Source organism: Aliivibrio fischeri ATCC 7744 = JCM 18803 = DSM 507 (assembly GCF_023983475.1).
In the GTDB taxonomy this organism is placed as follows: domain Bacteria; phylum Pseudomonadota; class Gammaproteobacteria; order Enterobacterales; family Vibrionaceae; genus Aliivibrio; species Aliivibrio fischeri.
The window spans coordinates 123,865-142,422 of sequence record NZ_CP092713.1; the positions used below are offsets into that span (position 1 = coordinate 123,865).

Annotated in this window: 17 protein-coding genes; 10 read left to right on the forward strand and 7 right to left on the reverse strand. The window is 37.4% G+C overall.

Annotated features, from left to right (window positions below; genetic code table 11):
• Positions 1 to 27 precede the first annotated feature (27 nt).
• From AVFI_RS14230 to AVFI_RS14260, 7 genes are all read left to right on the forward strand, one after another.
• The gene (locus AVFI_RS14230; protein WP_188863596.1) at positions 28 to 552 is read left to right on the forward strand and encodes a pilus assembly FimT family protein; all 525 of its coding nucleotides are present in this window, start codon (positions 28 to 30) and stop codon (positions 550 to 552) included.
• Positions 542 to 1,087 carry an MSHA biogenesis protein MshD gene (locus AVFI_RS14235; protein WP_065594722.1) on the forward strand — a complete coding sequence of 182 codons (546 nt, stop codon included), beginning with the start codon at positions 542 to 544 and terminating at the stop codon, positions 1,085 to 1,087. Before AVFI_RS14230 ends, AVFI_RS14235 begins: the two co-directional genes overlap by 11 nt.
• A complete protein-coding gene (locus AVFI_RS14240) occupies positions 1,087 to 1,881 on the forward strand; it encodes a PulJ/GspJ family protein (RefSeq protein WP_054775680.1) in 795 nt (264 codons plus the stop codon). Before AVFI_RS14235 ends, AVFI_RS14240 begins: the two co-directional genes overlap by 1 nt.
• Positions 1,853 to 2,287 carry a hypothetical protein gene (locus tag AVFI_RS14245; RefSeq protein ID WP_054775681.1) on the forward strand — a complete coding sequence of 145 codons (435 nt, stop codon included), beginning with the start codon at positions 1,853 to 1,855 and terminating at the stop codon, positions 2,285 to 2,287. The genes AVFI_RS14240 and AVFI_RS14245 overlap by 29 nt, the downstream gene beginning before the upstream one ends.
• Complete coding sequence (locus tag AVFI_RS14250) at positions 2,280 to 6,683, forward strand: DUF6701 domain-containing protein (RefSeq protein WP_188863605.1); 4,404 nt, start codon at positions 2,280 to 2,282, stop codon at positions 6,681 to 6,683. Before AVFI_RS14245 ends, AVFI_RS14250 begins: the two co-directional genes overlap by 8 nt.
• A 22-nt stretch (positions 6,684 to 6,705) precedes the next feature.
• Positions 6,706 to 7,626, forward strand: a complete 921-nt coding sequence (locus AVFI_RS14255; protein ID WP_054775682.1) for a M14 family metallopeptidase — start codon at positions 6,706 to 6,708, stop codon at positions 7,624 to 7,626.
• 263 nt (positions 7,627 to 7,889) lie between these two features.
• A complete protein-coding gene (locus AVFI_RS14260) occupies positions 7,890 to 9,365 on the forward strand; it encodes a peptide MFS transporter (protein ID WP_017019908.1) in 1,476 nt (491 codons plus the stop codon).
• 66 nt (positions 9,366 to 9,431) lie between these two features.
• On the opposite strand, the gene AVFI_RS14265 is transcribed toward AVFI_RS14260, so the two are convergent.
• Together AVFI_RS14265 and hnoX are read right to left on the reverse strand one after the other, a co-directional pair.
• Positions 9,432 to 11,159: an ATP-binding protein gene (locus tag AVFI_RS14265; protein WP_017019909.1), complete on the reverse strand. Its 1,728-nt coding sequence runs from the start codon at positions 11,157 to 11,159 to the stop codon at positions 9,432 to 9,434.
• Between the two features lie 18 nt (positions 11,160 to 11,177).
• Positions 11,178 to 11,711: a nitric oxide sensor HnoX gene (gene hnoX / locus AVFI_RS14270; protein WP_054775683.1), complete on the reverse strand. Its 534-nt coding sequence runs from the start codon at positions 11,709 to 11,711 to the stop codon at positions 11,178 to 11,180.
• Positions 11,712 to 12,004: 293 nt separating this feature from the next.
• Between hnoX and AVFI_RS14275 the strand changes: the two genes are divergently transcribed.
• Positions 12,005 to 12,466: a hypothetical protein gene (locus AVFI_RS14275; protein ID WP_005421833.1), complete on the forward strand. Its 462-nt coding sequence runs from the start codon at positions 12,005 to 12,007 to the stop codon at positions 12,464 to 12,466.
• A gap of 49 nt (positions 12,467 to 12,515) precedes the next feature.
• Here the strand turns inward: AVFI_RS14275 and AVFI_RS14280 are convergent, their stop codons facing one another.
• Entirely contained in the window at positions 12,516 to 13,289 is a 774-nt protein-coding gene (locus AVFI_RS14280) for a hypothetical protein (protein ID WP_155662308.1), read from the reverse strand.
• A 381-nt stretch (positions 13,290 to 13,670) separates the two neighbouring features.
• Here AVFI_RS14280 and AVFI_RS14285 point away from each other — a divergent pair, with 381 nt between their 5' ends.
• Together AVFI_RS14285 and AVFI_RS14290 are read left to right on the forward strand one after the other, a co-directional pair.
• A complete protein-coding gene (locus AVFI_RS14285) occupies positions 13,671 to 13,853 on the forward strand; it encodes a hypothetical protein (RefSeq protein WP_026029387.1) in 183 nt (60 codons plus the stop codon).
• Positions 13,854 to 13,862: 9 nt separating this feature from the next.
• Positions 13,863 to 15,071: an MFS transporter gene (locus AVFI_RS14290; RefSeq protein WP_012535192.1), complete on the forward strand. Its 1,209-nt coding sequence runs from the start codon at positions 13,863 to 13,865 to the stop codon at positions 15,069 to 15,071.
• Between the two features lie 88 nt (positions 15,072 to 15,159).
• Here AVFI_RS14290 and AVFI_RS14295 read toward each other — a convergent pair whose 3' ends face one another.
• From AVFI_RS14295 to AVFI_RS14310, 4 genes are read right to left on the reverse strand one after another with little or no spacing between them, the layout of a single operon-like run.
• A complete protein-coding gene (locus AVFI_RS14295; protein ID WP_054775684.1) occupies positions 15,160 to 15,906 on the reverse strand; it encodes a phosphatase in 747 nt (248 codons plus the stop codon).
• 9 nt (positions 15,907 to 15,915) lie between these two features.
• Positions 15,916 to 16,650, reverse strand: a complete 735-nt coding sequence (locus tag AVFI_RS14300) for a nucleoside/nucleotide kinase family protein (protein ID WP_005421825.1) — start codon at positions 16,648 to 16,650, stop codon at positions 15,916 to 15,918.
• Positions 16,651 to 16,659: 9 nt separating this feature from the next.
• The gene (locus AVFI_RS14305) at positions 16,660 to 17,178 is read right to left on the reverse strand and encodes an MltR family transcriptional regulator (RefSeq protein ID WP_054775685.1); all 519 of its coding nucleotides are present in this window, start codon (positions 17,176 to 17,178) and stop codon (positions 16,660 to 16,662) included.
• A gap of 58 nt (positions 17,179 to 17,236) precedes the next feature.
• Positions 17,237 to 18,508, reverse strand: a complete 1,272-nt coding sequence (locus tag AVFI_RS14310; protein ID WP_054775686.1) for a zinc-binding dehydrogenase — start codon at positions 18,506 to 18,508, stop codon at positions 17,237 to 17,239.
• Positions 18,509 to 18,558: the final 50 nt, after the last annotated feature.

Genomic DNA, 18,558 nt, shown 5'->3' on the forward strand with positions numbered 1-18,558 from the left:
ACGGTTTAAATATTTTGTAACGAAAAAATGACTCGTAATCAAATAGATGGATTTACATTAATTGAACTTATTGCAGTAATTGTTTTAATTTCAATTGTCTCACTCAGTGCCAGCAGCTATTTCTCAGGAATTAGTAGCGTTTCTGCACAAACATTAGAAACGGAATTATTGCGTTCATTACGTTTAACCCAAACTCGAGCTATGAATCGAAACGGTTACTGTAACCGATGGCTAATTAACGAAAATCGTGCACAACAAGTTAGCCTTGATAAAGAAACTGAATGTGCAACCTCATTCCCAGATGCCCAGCGAAATAATGAGTATCTTGAAAACCAAGACCTCACCTACGTGGCTATTTTAGAAAAACAAAATGCCTATTTCGCATTGCAAATAGGAAACCAATACAAAACACTTACCACACCTTTTGCCTTTGATTTTGATGCGATGGGACGTATAAAACAGTGCCAAAACACATCATGTGAAATTTTAATTACCGCCAAAACACAAACTAAAATTTGTATCGAAAAAGAGGGCTATATCCATGCTTGTTAAACATCAACAAGGGTTTAGCTTAATTTCGATTGTGTTATCGATAATTATAATGAGTGCGGCTTTACTTATCGTAACCACTTCACTCGTTCCTCGTTCACAGCATAATGCTGAATTAATGTACTCAACAAAAGCATCTGAATTGGGTGCTGCGGTGATGGATGAAATTGTAGGTCGTCAATTTGACCAAAATAGTGGTCCTAATGGTGGATTACCAGTATGTGGTTCAACAATCAATCCTTGTACAAAACCAATAGATCTAGGACCAGATAAAAAAGCGAATGAAGATAAAACAACACGAACTCTCTACAACGATGTTGATGACTTTAATGGACTATCCGGCTCAGTAAAAGATGTATTAGGTAACGATTTAGCTGGTATCTACCCTAACTTCTCTATTTCTATTGAGGTTTTCTACGACGCTAATTTAGATGGAAAGCCTGATACTATCAGCGGAAACAGAAAACGTATTGTTGTTGATGTGGTCGACCCATCAGGACAACACTACGTATTTTCAGTGATTCGAGGTAACTTTTAATGAAACGATCCCTTGGATTTACTCTACTTGAGATGATTATTTCTATCATTTTACTTGCGGTGGTTGGTTTGTCTCTTGGTGCCATAATTCAGCACAGTATGTCTCTTTATGCGGACACAACAACGAGAGAAGAGTTGATCCTTCAAGGACGCTTTGTAACGGAACGTATGCACAAAGAAATTCGAGATGCAGTACCCAACAGCGTAGAAGTCAATGAAACGACACAATGCATAGAGTGGCTACCAATCACAAATACGGCGGTTTATGAAACCCTACCTTTAGCACCGGCTAAATCAACCGAAATCCGAGTGTTACCTGAACATGGATTTTCAGCGGGTGATCGCATTGTCATCATGCCAGTTAACGCTCAAAATTTACGTTCAACGTTACCAACCAATGGCGTAAGTCGCATGGCTGAAGTAAAGCGTGATATCGATTTTCAGCCAAGTGAAAATGCACAAATGATTGATGTGACACTCACTCGCTCAACTAGCTTTAGTGCAAACTCTCCAGCTCACCGACTGTATGCTTATAAAACACCAGTCGCTTATTGCTTAGAAGGAAGTCGACTATATCGCTACGCGGATTACCCTCTTTCTCGAGCTGAATTATCGCCACATGAACTTAGCGCAGGCACTCGTCAATTAATGGCTGAAAAAATCAAACTCGCCACATTCAATGTTGAACAAGCGTCTTTAGTTCGTAATGGCTTAGTAAAAATGCAATTTGTTTTCACTGATAACAATGAAGAGGTGCAGTTGGATCATGACGTCCTTATCGCCAATACGCCTTAATAAATCTCAGCGAGGTTCCGCTCTGATCCTGACGATTTTTGTTCTTATCGTCGTCGGTTTTATTGCTTTAATGGCAACGAAGAACCAACAAAAAATGAGCACACATGTCGTGACCTCTATTATGGGAACTCGCACTAATATGGCAGCTCAATCTGGCACTCAAATTGAGATCAGTCGTTTCTATATGGAAAAAACAGGCAGTTGCTTTGTTGCTGACAATACACCAAGTGTTTACACCTTCTCGGGTGATGGATTATCGCAATGCGAAGCACAAGTAAAATGCAAACCTATTGGAACATTAGATTCAGGCCGAAAAGTGTACAGCTTAACAAGCACAGCCACCTGTAAATTTGGAACCACCACCTTGCAACGTATTATTGAAGTAGGTATTCGTAGTGATGATTAAACCTTTCTCTCGCTCACTGATTATTTCAGCGTTTAGCTTATGTTTGATGCCATTGAGCGCATTCGCTTTTCCAACGATTAATCCAAATACTTACTTTCCAGGGATAGCTCAAGGGCATTCAAATTCATATCAAAGTTGTCCATATGCACAATTAGAAATGAATAATTCGGCTAAAATTAACGGTACACACGGTAATAGCTTAGATTTTTGCTCTAGCAACCAAGGGGCTGGCTTACCTAATGACAGCTGTGATAATGCTTCAGGCGGATACAAATCTTGTCAAATCACAGGAAACAATACTCCATCTCTTTCATTAAGCTCTTTTCAAACAAGTGATTCAACTAAATTTCGCAGCTGTAATTCAGGCTCTCAAGAGTATAAAAATAGAAAATATAATCGTATTGAAGTTCGAAACACATGTAATGCAAGCATAAAAAATTCAAGCAATACTACCTATCTAAATGGACTAGCTATTGAAGACAACGCTAAAGTAACATTAAATTCAGGTGACTATTGGATTAAAAATTTATCAGTAACTGGTCACGCAGAAATAAAAATATCTGGCAACGTTCGCCTTTTTATATATGACAACCTTACCCTTAGTAATCAAATAAAAATAACACTAAATGATAATGCATCACTTTACATTATTGGTTATAAGAATATTCAACTTAATGATAATGCTTCTGTTGAAGGTTATATCTATGCAAACAACACTCTTTCTCTGAATAATAATAGCCATATTTTAGGGAGGGTATCGAGCCATAAACTATTTATGGAAGGTGATGCCTATATCAACAAAACACTAACCCCACCGCCAATACTTCCACCAGCGGCGTTATCTCTACGCTTAGATGAGAACTCATGGAGTGGTGCAATTGGTGAAGTTAAAGACAGTTCTGGTAACGATTTTAACGGCACAGCCAAAAACCGAATTCAACCAAAGAAAGACAACCCAGCACTGCCTGTTGATATGGCAAACATGGGTACGTGTGGCTATGGTGACTTCAAAAAAAGCCAAACGCAATACATTGAAGTACCACATAATAGTAAGTTATCTAACGAAGATACGATTACAGTAAGTGCGTGGATCAACCCTAGCTCTTACCCTTCTTATAATCGTTTAAATACCATTGTATCGAAAAATGGAAACTATGAATTTCACCTAAACTCTCAAGGCCAAATAAATTGGTATTGGGAACTAAAAGATACTTACTATCCAATAAATTTAACCACAAGAGAGAGCATTCCTCTTAACCGTTGGTCACATATCGTGATCCGCTATGACGCTCATAACACGCATAAAGCCTCTATTTTCGTTAATGGTGTGGAAGTTCGTTCAATTATAGAGCCGGTTTACCCACTTAAGCACTTAAAAGAAAATACACAACCATTACAAGTGGGTAATGATTACGATTTAACACGTACTTTTGATGGTTTGATTGACGAAGTAAACGTTTATGATCAAGCACTGACAGATGAACAAGTGAACCAACTTTATCAGCAGCGCCACCCGTGTCCTGATAACATCGAAATGACCTGTTATGAGGATAATTTTGACAGTCTAACCACAAGCTGGGTAACAAGCCGAAGTAGCGGTTCTTTTACACCGACAGTTATAAACGGCCGTTTACAACTGACACAAGCGCGAAGAGCACAATCAACCGCTTCTTCTTACCAATATTTGTACCCTGCACTTGGCAATAAAATCGAAGTTGAATTTGATTACATGGCTCATGGTGGCAACGGTGCTGATGGTTTAGCCATTGTATTTTCTGATGCCGAAGTAACCCCACAAGCGGGTGCTTTTGGTGGCCCATTAGGCTATGGCTTTAAAAATAACTCCGAAGCCGTTAAACCCGGATTTACGGGCGGTTGGCTTGGCATCGGTCTAGATGAATACGGTAACTATTCAAAAGAAGGCGGGTCTAAAAACTACAACTCTTATAATACAGCACAATCTATTGTATTACGTGGTTCTGGTGCTCGATATTCAGGCTATAACTACATTACAGGAACCCGTGTATCTACAGATATTGACAATAATAATGGCTATAATAAAACACATCGTTACCGTATTACTATTGACTCAACCAACCGAAATAACGCAAATGTAACGGTTGAACGTAGTGTGGTTAATGCTGGGCTCGCACCTGACTTTCGTAAAGAAATTGGGCCGATTGATGTTTTAAGGCCACAATACAATCAAGATGAACCACCTGAAAATTTTATCATGTCATTAACCGGTTCAACGGGTCAGCTTTATAACACCCATGAGATTGATAATTTCAAAGTGTGTGCACTTTACTCAAAACCAATTGGTGAGCAAATTGATCACTTTGAATTTGATCATTCAGGACAAGGGTCTACTTGTGATGTTTCTAATGTCACATTACGTGCTTGTGCTGACGAATCTTGCTCAACTCTATTTACTGAAGATGTTGATGTTACCTTAGATACCAATAATTTAGGTGGCGATGGTTATTGGTTAAATGGCAATAATATTACGGTTAGAAACGGGATTGCTAATTTATCAATAGGTAAACCAACCCAAGGTAACGTTAAATTGGATGTTGTGAGTTCATCACCATCAACAAAACCATTTAGTCACACGCTATGTAGCATTAATGGCCAATCATTGAGTGATAAAAACTGTACCCTTAACTTCGAATCAGAAGGTTTGACGGTTATTGTTCCTGATAAATTAGCCAATAAACCTGTTGAGGCTACCATCAAAGGCTGTGGCAGCTCATTTACTGGTACCAAAAACATTCAGCTATGGTCTGATTACATTACACCAAAACAAAGTAATTTAATTGGCTCACCTACACTGTATGGATTAGTAAATAATTCATGGAAAGACATTGGAAAACAAGAAAGTGCCGCAACCACATTCGCATTAAACTTTACCAATAACGAAGCAAAAATAACCTTAAATTACGCAGATGCTGGCCAACTGCAACTAAATGCTAAATATCAAAAAGGTTACTATCAAAACATTGAAGGCAGTGACTTATTTGTCAGTATTCCTGTTGGTTTAAGTGCTTATGTTACTGACAAAAATAACTCAAGTGCTAACAGCAATTGTTCATCTGAAGACGTAAGCTGCTCTATTTTTGCTCACGCCGGTGAAACCTTTAATTTAAATGTAAGAGCGCATGCATGGATGGGAGATAACGACACCTATCTTGCTGATAACCCAGTGACACCAAACTACGCTCAAGATAACTTAATTTTGGATCATACGTTAATTGCTCCTTCTCAACAGTTAGGAGGAAATACAGGTAACTTATCGACCAACCACTACGATCACCAAATAGCACAAGGGAGTACCAACCGTGTCCCTCAAAGTATTAGTGAAGTGGGTGTATTTGACATATCGGTTACCCCACCAGAAGGCTATTTAGGCAGTTCTGCTTATCAAATTAAAGCGGCAAATACAGGCTCTATTGGTCGATTTACTCCTGCTTACTTTAATGTATTGGGAGATAAACCAAGCATTCAAAAGGGTTGTAATGATTTTACTTACATGGGACAAACGTTCAGCTTTACAGAATCACCAACATTAAGTCTTTATCCGTTATCTGAAACGGGAACCTTACTGCAAAACTACACAATTGGGTCATGGTGGCGTTATAACAATGGTTGGAATTTAAGAACCTATACAGCTTCACCATCAAATATGTCCATCATTGATAGTGAAACCCTTTCAGTTTTAGGGCAGCGCTCTGGTTTTGCAACACCGGGGAACGTAATTAAATTACCAGCACAAGCTAAAATGCAGCTGCAAGGGGCGAATTTACGTTACATAAAACCTTTCAATCCTAAAGCACCCGTTGAAGATACAATAACGCTGCAATTAGCGACGGATGACTTAAGAGATCAAGACCAAATTTGTCATAAAACCAATGCTTCTGGTGCTTGTCTGGGTTACGCATTTCCAGCCACAGATACTCAACGACAAGAATGGGGTCGTATCACTATGGAAGATGCATATGGCTCTGAATTGAATGATCTTGAATCTAAAATACAAACGGAATCTTATACCGGCAATCGATTCGTCAAAATCGATGACAGCTGTACCGTTTTATCTATGCCTGAGTTCAGTTTTGATGTAGGTAAAGATCCTAATGCACTACCCGTAGGAAAAGGGACAACAAAAGCAAGTTTAGATAATACTCATGTTGAAGATGGCTCAACAAGTATGACATTCACAGCACCAGGTAATGGCAACCGAGGACAAGTTGTACCAACGCTTTCTTTATTAAACTTACCGTGGTTGCAACAAGATGCTGATAATAACCAATCTTTTGAAGATTCTATAAAAGCGATCATTCATTTTGGCATTTATAGAGGAAGTGATCGTATTATATGGAACAGAGAACAAACAAACTGATCATCAAAAGTAAGGATTGATAATGAAAGACGAATACAGTTACCCAATTGGCATTAAAGGTCAACCTTGGGGAGAGCAAGAAAAAGCAGCATGGCTTTCAACGATGACAGTAAAACGCTCATATCAAGAAGAAGTCGTAACGAAAATCACGGCTCTATCTGAGCGTTTCGACGTATCACAATATGGTGCTTTATCTTATGATACTGAACGCTTTCCGCTTCTGTATATCAAAACAAAACAATGGGATGATACAAAACCAACATTGCTGATCAGTGGTGGCGTACACGGTTACGAAACCTCTGGAGTTCATGGTGCGCTGCAATTTGTCGATACAAAAGCTGAGTACTACAGTCAATGGTTCAATATTGTTGTTGCTCCTTGCGTAAGCCCATGGGGTTATGAAGTGATCAACCGTTGGAACCCAACAGCTACGGATCCTAACCGCTCATTTTATCCAAATAGCCCAGCAGAAGAGTCGGCAGGGTTAATGGCATTAGTTGCTTCATTAGATGCACCAGTATTTGCTCATATCGATTTGCACGAAACAACCGATAGTGATGAAACAGAGTTTCGCCCAGCATTGGCTGCTCGTGATGGTATCGCTTACATTGAAGGCTACATTCCAGATGGTTTTTATACGGTTGGAGATACAGAAAAACCAGCTCCAGAGCTCCAAAAAGCCATTATTGATTCTGTTCGTACCGTAACTCACATTGCGCCACCAGATGAAAACAACCAAATTATCGGCTCTGATGTGGCTCAAGAAGGAGTCATTAATTACCCGACTAAAAAGCTAGGATTATGCGCAGGCTTAACTGATGCAGATTACGTATCAACAACGGAAGTCTACCCAGATAGCGAAAAAGTAACCGATCAGGAGTGTAATGACGCTCAAGTTGCGGCAATTGTAGGCGCTCTAGAATACCTATTAGCTCAACGATAACGATTTCGTTCTCTTATTTAAAAAATAGATGATATCGTTCAAAAAAAATTATTTTGAATGATTCATCTATTCCCTCTCTCATTATTGATTACTTAAGAAACAATAAAAACATATTATAAACAAATAATATAAAATAACGAAACAAACGACCACAAAACACCATTACTTACAATATTTAAACGATGCTTTTTTGAGAATATCGTACTTTGTTACATTCTTTTGATGATAAAATACGAAAAGTAATTATCTAACAGAGACCCCTTATGTGGAACAAACTAAATAAGTCCATGATGTTTTGCCAAATGATGTTTGGCTTATCATTTTATGGCGTAATGGTTATTTTAACTCGCTTTTTCCTTGAAGAACTAAATTACAGTGAAGCTGACACCATGATGGTTGTTGGTGCTTTTTCATCAATCGGACCATTATTTGCGATTGCTGGTGGATTCATTGCTGACAAATTTTTAGGTGCTTACCGCTCACTAACCATTAGTTACTTTGGTTTTGCTACTGGTTATGCACTACTAGTGCTTGGTTCATATACTACAAATGTTCCAATGGCGTTGTGTGGTATTGCATTAGCGAGCTACGGCCGAGGCTTAATGTCGCCTTCTTACCCAAGCCTGTACAAACGTACTTTTGATACTCAAGAGCATTTTGAAAACTGCTACCCAGTAAACTATTCAGTCAATAACGTTGGTGCCCTACTAGGCCAATATCTATTCCCGATGTTTGTTCTTGTTTTAGGGTTCCACGGAAGTTTCTTATTATCATGTGTTCTTGCTTTATTAGCTTTTGCGACTCTAGTGATCTTCCGTAAACCACTATTAACCGTTGGTGCTCATATTGATCAAAAACCTGTAAGTATGCAAAACTGGATGTCATTTCTAATCACATCAGTAGCAATGATTGCCTTGGTTTTCTTCATGTTCTCAAACATGGATATTGGTCAAAACATTGTTTATGCCATTGGTCTTGCAGCTATCGGTTACTTCGTAATTTTAATGCTGAAATCAAAGAAATCGGATGCGCTTAAAATGGGCACTATCCTAATCATGACAGCGCTAACAACGGCATTCTTTGTCTACTACGGTCAAATGATGACATCAATGACCATGGTAACGATCAATACTATGCGCGGTGATTTATTCGACCTTATTCCTATCGCACCTGAAGCATCTATGGCAATGAATCCACTGTGGTGTATCGTTGCAGGTCCAGTTATTGCGATGATTTTCTCAGCACTTGAAAAACGCGATATTCATTTTTCGACAGCGACAAAAATCGGCTTCGCATTCATCTTAACTGCGATCGCTTTTGGTATTTTAACCATGGCGGTAATGGGAGTGGGTGAAGATGCGATTATTCGTCCAGAAGTATTCTTACTTATTCACTTCTTCCAAGCATTTGCTGAAGTAATTGTAGGTAGCTTAGTGGTAGCCTTCATTCTGTCTGTTGCACCAAAACATATCGAAGGCTTCTCCGTAAGTCTATTCTCTGTTGCGATGGCATTAAGTGGCATCATTGGCGCAGTATTCTCGACATCTATTGCGCAAGAAAAAGGCCATGTCATTACTCAAGAGTTTGTACAAACAGTATATGGTAGTTATTTCCAATTACTCACTGTACTTGCGGTAGTGATGGTTGCCATCGCTTTTATTGCTTCATTAATCATTCGTAAGATGCTTGAAAGCAGTAAACAAGCTGAAGAATTAGAGTTGAAAGAGCAAAAAGCATAACGCTTTGTCCTAATATTCAAATAGACATTCTTATAATTCAAAGCCTCACAATGTTGTGAGGCTTTTTTATATGTTCTTTGCTCCCCACGATTTTAGCATTGCTTCCAACTCCGCAGCTTTATAAGGTTTACTTAAAGTATCGTCCATTCCAGCGTCTATACACGCTTTAACCTCTATTGAGGTGGTTCCTGCGGTTAATGCTAAAATAGGTTTTCTATACCCTTGCTCTCTTAAACGCTTTGTTGTTTCAAATCCATCAAGAATCGGCATTCGACAATCCATTAAAACAATATCAACCTCATGATCTTGTAGATAGGTTAACGCTTCCATACCGTCGTTGGCAAAATCAGGAGTTATTCCAAGTTTCTTTAGCATCATATTTAAAATTACTTGGTTCATTTTAATATCTTCAACCGCGAGAATAGACAGATTCTCAATTGGAAAAGACAACTGATTATCTTCACTTGAACGCATTTGTTGTTCATAAACCACAGTTAATGGCAGCTTAACTTGAAACTCAGAACCTTTACCTAACTCACTTTTAAAACTTAACTCGCCAGACATTTCATCAACGAGTAATTTACAAATAGATAAGCCAAGCCCCGTACCTTCAAATTGCCTTTGGCTTGAGTTATCAACTTGAGTAAATGGCTCAAAAAGGAATTTTTGCTTGTCTTGTGGGATCCCACATCCCGTATCAGAAATGATCAACAATAAGGCCTTATCTTGCCAGCCAACCTGTAAACTGATGTATCCTTTTTTGGTAAATTTAAATGCATTACCAATTAAGTTTACTAATATTTGTTGGATCCTATCAATATCACCTAAAAGCTCAGGTGGTAAGTTATCAGCAATATGAATATCAAATCGTAAGCACTTTTCTGCCATCTGTGGTGTAAAAATCTGCTCGATAGTTTTCACTAAGATACAAGGTTTAAAATTCGCCACTTTAAGCTCTAACATTCCCGCGCTCATCTTACTAAAATCAAGCAAATCATTAATTATGATCCTTAGCATTTGACCTGATTGATGAATCGTCTCTAGAAGTTTATTTTGATAATCCGTTATTTGTGTATCTTCCATCAGTTCAGCAGATCCTAATAAACCATTTAACGGCGTTCTTAACTCATGGTTTATCATAGCGACGAAATCCCTTGTAGCCCTTTCTGAGCTTTCTGCTCTTTTTTTCTCTTTAAGGGTTTTATCAAGTAAATATTTACGTTCAAACGCAGCGTTAATCATTTCAGAAATCAGACTAAACTGTTTCTCGATTGTATCGCGCCACATATCATTAGGTGAGGTATTAAAAATAAGTTGAATGGCTCCTGATTCAATGCTTTCAAGTTCAAAAAAAACCGTTATTTGAGTCAGACCTTCATTCCATTGAACAGAATGAGAGGCATGGGAAGGTGTTTCAAACTCTTGATGTTTTCCTGCATATAATTGCGTAAGTGTTTCATTAACATTAGACGAAAAAGACAAACGCACTGATTGAATACTGTTGAGGCATCCTAAATCATTAATCAAGCTCTGCAACAACATTTGAGTTGGTTGCTCCTTTAATAATCGCTGATTGTAATCCAATAAAATGGAATCGATATAGCTTTTAAACTCGAGTAAAACAACGTCTTTTTCCGCCTTTTCTTGAACAGTAAACAATGTATCTTCTACCAATTGCTTTGCCATATAAAGCTCATGACTTTTACGTTCTAATAACTCTTCAGCCGCTTTTCTCGCTGCTTTCTCTCGTTTAATTTTCCGATTCAATAATTCAATTGTTTTATCAACATCCATTTACTTTGCCTTAATCTTTTATGATTTGGTTAAGGTGAAACGAACTTGAGAACCATCATCTAAAACAGGGGTCATCTGGATATCAATCCTCTCATTAAAATGCTCTGCACAACCTAAAATCAATCCAAAACAAACATGAGAGAAGCAACGAGCAGAAATATAATCCATCACCATTTCGCTCTCTGTACTTGATATAAACTTAAAACGAGGGGGATTAGCTTCAGCGTATAGCTTCTTCACCTCTAAATGAATGTAGCTTTCTACTTGTCTGATAAAGTCAAACGTAGTTAATGCTTGCCCATCTAACTCTGGCATACTTTGAAATAAAGTAAGAAAAACAGATTTACCATACACTTGCTGTAAATCTTCAATGCTTATGCCTGTCACTTTACTTAATGATATAATAAGCTTTACTAAATGCTTATGATCATAAGTACCAACAGCGGTGTAAGCTCCTTCATCATCATTTTCATCTAGCATTTGCTGACAAACGTCTAACCCAAATTGATCTTCAACTAACTCTAAGAACTCTGAAAAAATGATCCCTTTCATAAACACTCCTTTTTATCTCCATTTAAGTGTAGGAAAAAATAGAAAATTTACCAATACTCATAAAGATAAGGAGACCGAAAATAAAGTACATGAACAAAAAATAGATAATAAAAATGCAATTTGAAATTACATTTGAATAATAAATATATAAATATATAAATATCTTCTATATGCATGCCAAATCTTATAAAATCTGTACTTGCTTCCATAATTATCAAAATAAAGACACCTTTTTGACAGTTTATTCTATAAACTAATAAATATACTTATAACTAACTTGCAGAAATTCACAAATGAAAGCACTTCTTTCGTTCATATCATTATTAGCACTTCTTTCTGGCTGCAGTCCTGAATCCCAATTAATCTCAAATACAGTAACTTGTAATAATGACGAATATATATTGTCGTTGCCTGAAGATATTTCCGCATATCGTCATGCAATGGCTGAGTTTTCACAAATAGGTGGAACTAACCCATTACAATCGACCTCTTATAAAAATAAGTGTATTCCGAAAACATCATTTAAAGATTTATCTCAAACAAGTGCCCAAGAAATTTTTGATGCCACTTACAAAGATGCAGGAAGAGTGACGCACTTTAGAATTAAAAATAATATTGCTTATGTAGAATTAAAAGCAAATACTGAGGGATGGAGTGGCGTTTCTGCATCATTAGCTGCAGTCAATCCAATCATTAAACGTAATTTATTTTTAAACAGTAAAGTTGAAGAAGTTATTGTTGGTGAAATAAAATAAAAAGCCATGGTATTTCTACCATGGCTTATATATTAAATATTACTTTAAATTAGTTTACTGAGTAATTAATTGCAATATCTTCAGAAGAACCTGTAGTTAAACCAATCACTTTTAGATTAGCCGTGTGGTTACCTGATTCAGCTGTATTCACACTACCGATAATAACAACCTCTTCATTACTATCTACTGTTGTACCTGAATCTACAAATAATTGCTCAGGAGTAACGACTTGGTTCAAACCATATGAAGGTGTATTTGTTCCTGGAGTAACGATAATGTTATTACCATATTCAATCTTATACTCAACATCAGCAACTGACTCACCATCAACAATCAATGGTAAACTGTATGAAACGGCACCAGCGCTTGCATCAATAGCTTCATTTAACTCTTTTCCACCAAGAGTAACAGTGCTCGGTGAGTAAATATGAATACCTGCATCATCTAGCAGTTTTGTGCCTGTAACACTTGTTCCTAGGACATAATTAGGAACGATATCTTGCTCATAATCATTAACGATTACATCATATTTAACCGTTGATGTATCTTGAGAGCCGGTTGTTAAGCCAAACACGGTAATAGTATGAGAGTTTGCACCACCAGTTTCAGTATCAACATTATTTGATTCTAAAATCATGTACTGCTCATCAGCAACAATCGTTGTTAAGCTATCATTAACGAGTTGAGTATTGCTTACACCATCATGTTGAAAATAAGCAGGTGTTTTCTGCTGCTCATGAATAACAACAGATGCAGAAGCTACGCTAGAAAAAACAATTGCAGTCGAGCAACATAATAGCGTTTTTTTAAAGATCTTATTCATTTTTATATTCCATATATTTATATTAAAAACTGACGTTAATTATTATTAACGGAAAAATGTTACTAATATATACAGACATCACTCAATACTTATTTAAATAAACCAACAGAATATGCAAACATTTAAGCAAAAAACACTTTAATATAAAAAACGTACATATTTAAACTTAATTAATATAAAAAATAAATATCTGAAATAAAAACGACAAGCATTAAAATAAAGAATAAAAATGACAATAAATACGCATTATTCATCATAAAACGCTCCTATTGTCGTCATATATGCAAAAAACGCATAAGCAACTTTACAAATGGTCATTTGCCTCATTACCTCGCTTTCCCTACTATTCGCGCTCTTATTTTTTAACCCTAAGAGCGCGGCATGTTTTCACAATCCATTTTCGCTCAATTGGTCAGAATGAGTGTGTTACTGGTTTTAAGTCTAATAGCTGTTCATAACTCACCCGCTTTATTAAATTTACTTGCTCAACAAGCAGTAAATAGCGGTTGCCACCAGCAAACAGGTCAAGACCATAGCCATCATCATTCTCACCATCATCACTAAGAGCACATTATGAGTATTTTTCGTTTTCCACCACTAGTATGGCTTGGGATCGGGATTTTAATTATCAGTCTAGGGATCAGACAATCATTCGGCATTTTTATGATGCCAATTTCAGAGCACTTCCAAACCGGTCGTGAATTTTTCAGTTTTGCTATTGCACTACAAAACCTTTTATTTGGAATTTTCCAACCATTTATAGGCATGGCATCTGACAAATGGGGCTCTAAACGTATCATTATTATTGGTGCTATTGCTTATGCAGCAGGCCTTGCTTTAACGTCTATAGCAACTGAATCAAGTATGCTTTATGTCTCTCTTGGCGCATTAGTTGGTCTTGGATTAAGTGCGACAAGTTATGTGATCATTTTAGGTGCAGTGGCAAAAGTCGTTCCTGCTGAACATGCAGCTAAAGCATTTGGCTTAACCACAGCTGCGGGCTCATTTGGTATGTTTGCCATGATCCCCGGCGCACAAACACTACTACATGATTTTAATTGGCAAATCGCAATGCAAGTGTTTGCAATGTTATGTGCACTGATGGTGGCTTTTGCATTATTCATGAAAACCGCCAAACCAAGCTCACAAACAGCAGTAATAGAAGATACTCAAACTCTTACTGAAGCGCTAAAAGAAGCATTTTCACACAGAGGGTACTGGTTAATTCATGCTGGTTTCTTTGTATGTGGCTTCCATGTCATGTTTATTGCAACGCATTTACCAAGTTATTTAGCGGATAAACACTTACCTGCATCAAGCGCTGCCATGGCTCTGGCTTATGTTGGCATCTTCAATATCTTTGGCTCTTACTTCTGGGGTGTAATGGGTGACAAATTCAACAAGCGTCATGTTATGTCTGCCTTGTATTTTGTTCGTACCATTGTGATTGGTGCATTTGTAACGCTACCAGTTACTGAACATACAGCAGCTATCTTCGGCGGTGCAATTGGTTTCTGTTGGTTAGGTACAGTGCCATTAACTTCTGGTTTAGTTCGCCAAATCTTTGGTGCTCGTTACTTATCAACCTTGTATGGCTTAGTGTTCTTTACTCACCAAGTAGGAAGCTTTTTAGGCGCTTGGGCTGGTGGTCGTATTTACGATTATTACGGTTCATACGAGCCAATTTGGTGGTCTACAGTTGTACTTGCTTTCTGTGCGGCATTAATTCATTTACCAATAAATGATAAACCAGTAGAAAGACTGAGATTGCAAACTGCATAAATACGTCTCAAAGCAATACAAATAACAAAGCCGATACTCGTCATGTGTATCGGCTTTTTGCTGTCTATTAGCTATTCAATGTTATCAATTAATACAAACGCTCAAATTCTGGAATAGCTAACTTTCCTCTTAACAAAAGAAAGTTTAGAAAGCGAGATGTCGATGTCGTAATGATCTTATCTTCTGCAATCTCGTATTTTTCAAGTAATGCTATCGCAAGATCTAACCGCGCAATTTCCTCACAAAAATGAGCATCAGAGCCTGTTGTAAAATACACACCAATCTCTTTGCCTATTTCAACAATTTTATCGCAACGAACATCACTTCCTATACGGCTTTTTCCTGTTAACGATGTGTTGTTTACTTCTATTGCAACATTGTATTCTTTTGCGCATTGTAGGACTCGTTCAATATCAAACGGATAATTAGGGTTTCCTGAATGGCCAAGCACATCAATACGCCCACTTTTTATCACATTAAGCAAAGCGGCTGTATGTTCTGCTTCACTTGCAGGCACAAATACAGGTTCATGAAAACTCGCAATAACCCAATCTAAATGTTGATCTGACGAAGAAGGTAAATCTATTTCACCTTTCACATTTAATATATTTGCTTCAACACCACGAAGAATACCAACTTGATGAAGAAAGCGGGGCAAAATTCTCTGATTATTGAAATACCAGTAATGGGGGGCACTCGGCATCTCAGGAGCATGATCAGTGGTACAAAGAAGTTTTAACCCCTTATTCTGTGCAGATTGTGCGTTTTCAATGATCGTACTATAAGCATGACCACTAGCAAGAGTGTGTGTGTGGGTATCAACAACAACGTTCATTCTTCTCTCCTACTGAATTTCAAATGATCCATTTTGATTCATATACAAATTCAAATCAGCTTTAATACTGTGATTGAGTACTTTCTCTACATTTATCGCATCTGAATTCTCATAAAATGCTAATGCGTCCTCTTCTGATACTCCACCTCGTATTTTACGATTAACCAATCTGTCTTTTAAAAACTCCGCATCCGTATCAATAAATACAGTAAAATCAGCTAATTTATATAGTTCACTCCAAACCGGCTCATCCAGTAATAACCAGTTCCCTTCTACTACTACAATATTTTTATTAACCTGAATTGCATCATCAACAGGATCATGCAAATTACGGTCATAATAAGGCCACTTTGGTGCCTGAGTTTTCAGCTGTTTTAATTTACGAATAAGATCCGTGAGATTGAACGTTTCAAATCCACCTTTAATGCTTCTTAACGAGATGGTTTCGCCATTTCTTTGTGTGGTATTACTTTCTAAAATTTCATTGGTGTAATGAAAACCATCAAATGGTAATACTTGAAGTGGCTCAATGAACGAAGATTGCTGAGATAAATATTCCCAAAATGCAGCCAATGTTGACTTACCACTTCCTGGAGGAGCGCAAAGAAAAATAACGACTCGTTCTTCTTGCTCTTGATATAACCGAGTAAATTTTTCCACTAACGGTTTGTGAATTTTTGCGATGTCTTTATCTGGAAAAAACGCTTCGGTATCAAAACCACTAACATTTAAATTCACTTTCATTTGGAAACCTTATTGAGTGATTTCCTCTTCTATCTTTTCTAATAACATTTCACAGGAAAGTTTGAGAACGGTTTTTATTAGAGACTCATATCTCATTTGAGAAAAGACTTCAAAAGAAGAAAACTTTAACTGATTGATTGACTCAAGATAAAAGCTGTCTTGCTGTGTTGATAATATCGCTTGATTACTAATAAAGTCATAGATCATATCATCACCAAATGACAACTTATCTGGCTGACTTTGCGCGTATTCTAAAACTTGGGCATACAATCCAATATCTGCATAAGTTTCTAATGAGATCTTTCCCATAGCAAACATCAATTTAGATACCACATCTGTTGTCACAAGCGGACCATCTTCTTTTAAAAGTGGTTCAACGGCATACTCCATAACCAATTCATCTTGAACAAAGATATCCGGTAGTAATGCTTTTAATTTGAGATTAATTAATTTGTTAGAAGCATGAAGAAAGGACGTTGCATCATCACATTCTTCTACGGTTTCTAACAATTCAACATTTTGTGACAAGGCTTAAACCTCTCTGTATATGGTAACCTCTAGAGGCTACCACATAAAGTTAATAGAATTAAACGCTTAAGCTCACGTCATAGAACTCTAATAGTGCTTTTTCTGCATGTTGATTCCATACATAATTATTCTTCGCTAAGATTGCATCTAATTCAGAGAAAAACGGATCTTGCTTTGCAAGTGAAGTAAAATTATCAATTGCAGTTAAAGGCAAATCGATGTGTGGATAAATCAGTTTTTTACCACCCGGAATATCCAGCTGATTTAAAATGGTATGAGGCGCAGCTTGTAGTCCTCCAACATGAGTAATCATGAATGAAGGGTTAATGTCACCTTTTGCTGATAACTCTAAAGACTCCACCATATCACCTGTAGAACCACCAGACGTTCCAACAATATGCGTTGATTCATAATGCACGTTATAGAAATTAAATGGCACTTTAAACTCTTTATCTGTAGGACCTGCGAAGAAATTTAAACAACCATCATTACCAAGTAGTGCATCGGCCTGCTCTAATACTTGTGCAACTGCAGCATATACCATTACATCATCATAGCCTTGATCATCGTTCAGGGATTTAAGGTAAGTAACTGGGTCTTCCATCTCAATGGTATTGACATAAATCAGCTCGATACCCTGTGCTTTTGCTGCACTAATTGGGATTAAACTTTCAGCACGAGATAAGCGAGCTTCATCAATATCAGTAACCACTATTCGTCTTGGTTTTACTGGTCCATTAATCGCATAATCAATCGCACCTATCCCCATAGGTCCAGCACATGCAAGTAATGCCAACGTTCCTCCCTCTTTAATTCCCATTTCATGCTCATACACAAACTGTGTAGTGTGATAACTTGCATGGAAAGCACCGATAATACATGACATTGGCTCAGCCAAAGAAGCATCAGCGTAATACGAACCGTCATAAGGCAATACACAACCTAAATCGATAGCAATTTTAGGAATAACTGAATACGTTGCATTTCCACCAAAGGTTTCGTAACTATAACCTGCAGAATACCCCGTAGGTAACCCCATCGCAGGTTGAAGTACAAAAGAGTCACCAGCTTTAAATTGGTCTTTTAAATTCTCACCAACCTCAACAATAACTCCTGCATATTCATGGCCGGTAATAACAGGCACTTCATCAATATTCTCAGGTACTCGCTTATGCTTACTACCAAGTAAGGCTGCTTTGTATGTTGATAAACACACGCTGTTTGAAATATTTTTTACCAATAATTCATCAGCAGAAATTGGCGGTAATTCAAATGTTCTTAATTGGATGTCTTTCTCACCACAAATAACCGCAGCTGTTGTTTGTACCATAATTTTTTCTCCTACTTGGGGGACATACCATCCCCCAGAAATAAATATCG